Source organism: Lutispora sp., from assembly GCF_041687175.1.
In the GTDB taxonomy this organism is placed as follows: domain Bacteria; phylum Bacillota; class Clostridia; order Lutisporales; family Lutisporaceae; genus Lutispora.
In genome coordinates this window covers 1-4,796 of record NZ_JAWLCK010000168.1, presented here as the reverse complement: position 1 = coordinate 4,796, position 4,796 = coordinate 1, and the positions used below count along the sequence as shown (strand labels likewise).

Below are 4,796 nucleotides of genomic sequence, written 5' to 3'. Positions count from 1 at the left end.
CGCAACACTTGTTGTATTTGCTGCATCACTACAGTACAATTATATTAGCAAACAATTCCATACATCAGTGATAGGGGGGATTGTCTATGGAAAAAACTCTGCAGATAAAGGTAGAAAACCTGAGCAAGTTCTACCAGATGGGTGAGGTTCAAGTCAAAGCATTGGATGATGTGAGCTTTGAAATATACGAAGGTGAGTTTGTGGTCATATTGGGACCCAGCGGCTCAGGCAAAAGCACCCTTTTAAACATTATGGGAGGCATGGACCTGCCTACCAGTGGCAGAGTCCTGATTGCTGAAGAAGAAATAACCAAATACAATGACACAAAGCTTACTGCATATCGGAGAGACAAGGTAGGCTTTGTTTTTCAATTCTATAATCTAATGGCCAATCTCACAGCCAGGGAAAATGTGGAGCTGGCTGCAGAGATCTGCAAAGATACTATGGACATAGATGAAGTAATGGCAGAAGTAGACCTTTCAGAAAGGAAGAATCATTTCCCGTCCCAGATGAGCGGTGGTGAACAGCAGAGAGTAGCTATTGCAAGGGCGGTAGCCAAGAATCCTTTGCTGATACTATGCGACGAACCCACAGGGGCCTTGGACTTTAAGACAGGCATACTCATACTGGCTCTTCTGAGAAAGATTAATAAAAAGTTGAATAAAACCGTTGTAGTCATAACCCACAATATGGCTGTAGGAGACATGGCCGATAGGGTCATAAAGATGAGAAGCGGTAAAATAACTGAGATTAAGGTGAATCCGGAGCCCATACCCCCTGAAAGGATTGAATGGTGATGAAAAAGCTTGATTTAAGACTGTTGCGAATGATAAAGGCTTCAAAGGGACAGTTCATATCTGTAGTCGTCATCATAATGGTTGCTCTCAGCATCTTTATATCCTTCAGCACCACAGCTGTCAATATGAGAAATGGTATCGACTATTATTATGAGGAAACAAAGCTGAGCCATATTCATGTTCAGCTTATGAGAATACCACAGAGCGCCCTGGATCAGATTGAGTCCATAGAAGGAGTAACGGATGTCCAAGGGCGAGTTACCTTTGATGTTCCTTTAAAAACCGACGATGAAGAGGAAAAAGTAAGGATAAGGATCATCTCTTTACCTGAGGGGGGAGGCAAAGTCAACAGGCTATACTCTGATGAAACCCTGGATGAAATAGCCCAGGGGAATGCCATACTCATCAGGCAGTTTGCCGAAGCTAGAAATATAAAGCCAGGGGACATAATCCAGCCATATATCAATGGGAGAGAGCACAGTCTGAAGGTTACTGGTGTGGCATCCAGCTCCGAATTCGTATATCTTATGGAAAATGAACAGAACATGATGCCTGCACCTGAGAAGTTTGGAGTGGTCTATGTCACCGAAGAATTTGCCCAGTCCGTTTATGGGTATAAGGGCAGCTATAATGAGCTCCTCATCAGAGTTAAGGACGAGGATATGATAGATGATGTGTCGGAGGAGCTGGAGGAAAGGCTTGATAAATATGGCGTGAAAAGAATAATAAAACGAGAGGATCAACTGAGTCATAAAATCCTGAGCCAGGAACTTATGGGTCTGGACACAATGGCAGCAGCCATACCGATACTTTTCCTTGTAGTAGCAGGAATAATAATATCCATAGTCCTATCAAGGATAGTGAGCAACGACAGGATGTCCATAGGAGTGTTGAAGGCGTTAGGTTACGGCAATATGGATGTATTGTTCCATTATCTGAAATATGCATTGTTCATAGGACTAACTGGCTCAGCCTTAGGTATAATAATAGGTCTTTCTTTGGCAGGTGTCTTATCAGAGTTATATGCCATGTTTTTCGAAATACCATTGTTAAAGGTTGATATTCAATATATATACATAATATACTCTTTGATTCTCACTAGCCTCTTTTGTATAGCCTCAGGCTTAATGGGAGCCAGACAGGTATTAAGAATCATGCCTGCAGATTCAATGAGGCCTGAGCCTCCGAAATCAGGAAAACACATAATTATTGAGAAAATAACTTTTATTTGGTCCAGGCTGTCTTTCAGCTGGAAGATGGTAATAAGAAACATTGTAAGGATGAAGAGGCGATTTGTGTTTCTTGTTATGGGTTTGGCAATGGCCTTTGCTATAAACACAGTTCCAGTGTTCATGTGGGACAGCGCCACTGGTATGTTCTACATCCAGTTTGGTCAGTTTCAGAAGATGGATTATATCATAGGACTAGCTAAGCCCATGAGTGAAGATGTCATATATGATATAAAGGGATTAATGAAGGATGGGAAACTGGAGCCTAGGATTGAGTATCCCTTTGAAATAAGAAATGGTTGGAAGAAGATGAATGCCAGTATTATAGGTGTACCGAGGGATACTAAATTCTATGAATTCAGAAATGAGTATGATAAGGAAGTAACTTTGCCTGAGCGCGGAATATTCATCACAGAGTATATGGCAAAGGCTTTGAATATAAAAAAAGGTGATCATGTAAGGGTGAAAAATTTCATACCAGGCAAGGATGATATGGATTTTGAAGTCAAGGAAATAATCAAGCAATATCTTGGGGCAAATGCCTATATGGATATTGAGCATATGAGGGAGACCCTGACGGAAAAAAACATGATAACCGGTGTAGCCGCTTCTTCAAAGGAAGATTTAAAAACCAAGCTGGAGGATGCAAAAAACATATCTTCCATAAGCTCCATTGACGATATGACAAAAACCTTTGAAGAGTATATAGATATAATGCTTCTCAGCATAAATATAATGATGCTCTTCGGTGGGGTTTTGGGATTTGCTCTGATATATAACTCTACAATTATCAGCATCGCTGAGAGGCGCATGGAGTTGGCAGCTCTCAGAGTCATGGGATTTGATAAGAAAGAGATATTCTGGATGCTGGCGAAAGAAAACTCTATGATTACCTTTATTGCAATATTACTTGGGATACCAGTAGGAATAGGGATGATCCAGAGTATGGCAGATGCTTTTAATACGGAGCTTTATTCTCTGCCCATAATTATCACCCCGAGAACCTTTGTAATGGCTGGCTTATCCACCATTTTGTTTGCAGCCATAGCCCAATTGGCAGCATTGAAGAAGATTCATAACATTAATTTCATTGATGCGCTGAAAAGCCGCATATCTTGAGGGAGGGAAGCGTATGAGAGGCAAGAAAAAATTCATTTGGATAGGACTAATACTTATTATTATAGCTGCAGCAGCCTATATGTATATGACAAAAACCAGTGCTGTAGATGTTGAATTGACAGAAGTAAAAAGAGGAGATATAGATGAATACATTGAAGAGAAGGCAATAGTTGAACTGGAAAATAAAGCGGACATATATGCTCAGCAAAGCGGAGTGGTGACTCTTTCATCTGCTGATGTAGGAGATGAGGTAAAAGCAGGTGATGTGCTGTTAAAAATACAGGATGAGGAACTTAGGCTTCAGATTAGAACCATGGAGCTTCAGAAACAATCCATCGAGGCACAGCTGGAAGAAGCTAGAAAGGGGCTGAGCCAATGGGATTTGCAAACCCTGGAGGCTAATGTAAAGACAGCCCAGATAGCCTATAATGAGGCTGAGAGGGTCTTAGGAAACAACAAAAAGCTTTATGAAGCAGGAGGCATAAGCAAAGATATATATGAAAGCTCTGTAGCAGCCTTGGCTTCTGCTGAAGCAAATCTGGAGGTGGCAAAAGCTGCTTTGGCAGCAGCCCAGGAGGGACTTTCCCCTAATGTTGAGAAGCAGTTTCTCACTCAGATGGATGAGCTTCAAATTCAGATAAATCATCTGAAAAGCAAACAGAAAGACTATATCATAAAATCTCCTATGGATGGAATTGTGCTTGTGGCAGAGGCCCCTGAAGGCAGTGTGGTTCCCATGGGAACTTTGGTTTTCCAGATAGGCAGCTATGATGAGATGTATCTTTCCAGTGATATTTTGGTTGATGATATTGCCAATATAAAGGAAGGCTCAGAAGTATTCATAAGCAACGAAGACTTAGGCATCAATAATGTAAGGGGAACAGTAAGAAAGATCTATCCTCAGGCCTTTAGTAAAATGTCGGATTTGGGTATAGAACAAAAAAGAATTAAGATAGAAATAAGTATTGATGAAGAAATAGATGAATTAAGGCCAGGCTATGATATGGATATAAAAATTATTACCGCTAGTTCCAGAGATACACTGCTTATAGAAGACAAGGCGGTATTTGAACAGGGAGACAATAGCTATGTATTTGTAAATGATAATGGAACAGCAAAGCTTAGGCAGATTGAAAAAGGTCTGGAAAGCGACGATATGATTGAAGTAACCAAAGGGCTTCAGGAAGGTGAAAAGGTGATACTCTCACCAGATGAGAATATTGAGGAAGGAAAGGAAATACGTGTTGATAAATAACAAAAAATAAAAGGAGGGCTAGTGGGGGGAGACCACAGCCCTTTTATGGTTAAGCTCTGACAGGAGCGGGAGGTACGCATACACTTTGTGCCTACTCCTGTTTCAGAGCGTTAAGTGCACTGATATTTTATAACTATCTTCAGCATATCTATTTATATTTTAGCAAATGATACTAAATATTTCAAGATAATAATTATTAGTTATTGTATTGTCATATTACCTTATCTATATTATCCCAATTTTAATTAATAATATTTATCTAGAAGGAAAAATGCATCTTTAATACCAAGAATCAACCTTTTATTCCAGTTAATGTATACAGTAACAGTATTATGTTATAATTAAATAAGAAATATTTTAGGCTATTATGTCGCAATATTTACTATTAATAGCAAA

The 4,796-nt window shown here is 39.8% G+C and carries 3 protein-coding genes; all 3 read left to right on the top strand.

Annotation, left to right across the window (positions count from 1 at the left end; translation table 11 throughout):
- The first annotated feature begins 86 nt into the window (after positions 1-86).
- From ACESM9_RS14490 to ACESM9_RS14480, 3 genes are read left to right on the top strand one after another with little or no spacing between them, the layout of a single operon-like run.
- Positions 87-797 carry an ABC transporter ATP-binding protein gene (locus tag ACESM9_RS14490; RefSeq protein WP_373000250.1) on the top strand — a complete coding sequence of 237 codons (711 nt, stop codon included), beginning with the start codon at positions 87-89 and terminating at the stop codon, positions 795-797.
- On the top strand, positions 797-3,145 hold the full coding sequence (locus tag ACESM9_RS14485) for an ABC transporter permease (RefSeq protein WP_373000247.1): 2,349 nt from the start codon (positions 797-799) through the stop codon (positions 3,143-3,145). The genes ACESM9_RS14490 and ACESM9_RS14485 overlap by 1 nt, the downstream gene beginning before the upstream one ends.
- Before the next feature lie 13 nt (positions 3,146-3,158).
- Positions 3,159-4,400, top strand: a complete 1,242-nt coding sequence (locus ACESM9_RS14480) for an efflux RND transporter periplasmic adaptor subunit (RefSeq protein WP_373000244.1) — start codon at positions 3,159-3,161, stop codon at positions 4,398-4,400.
- The last annotated feature ends 396 nt before the right edge of the window (positions 4,401-4,796 follow it).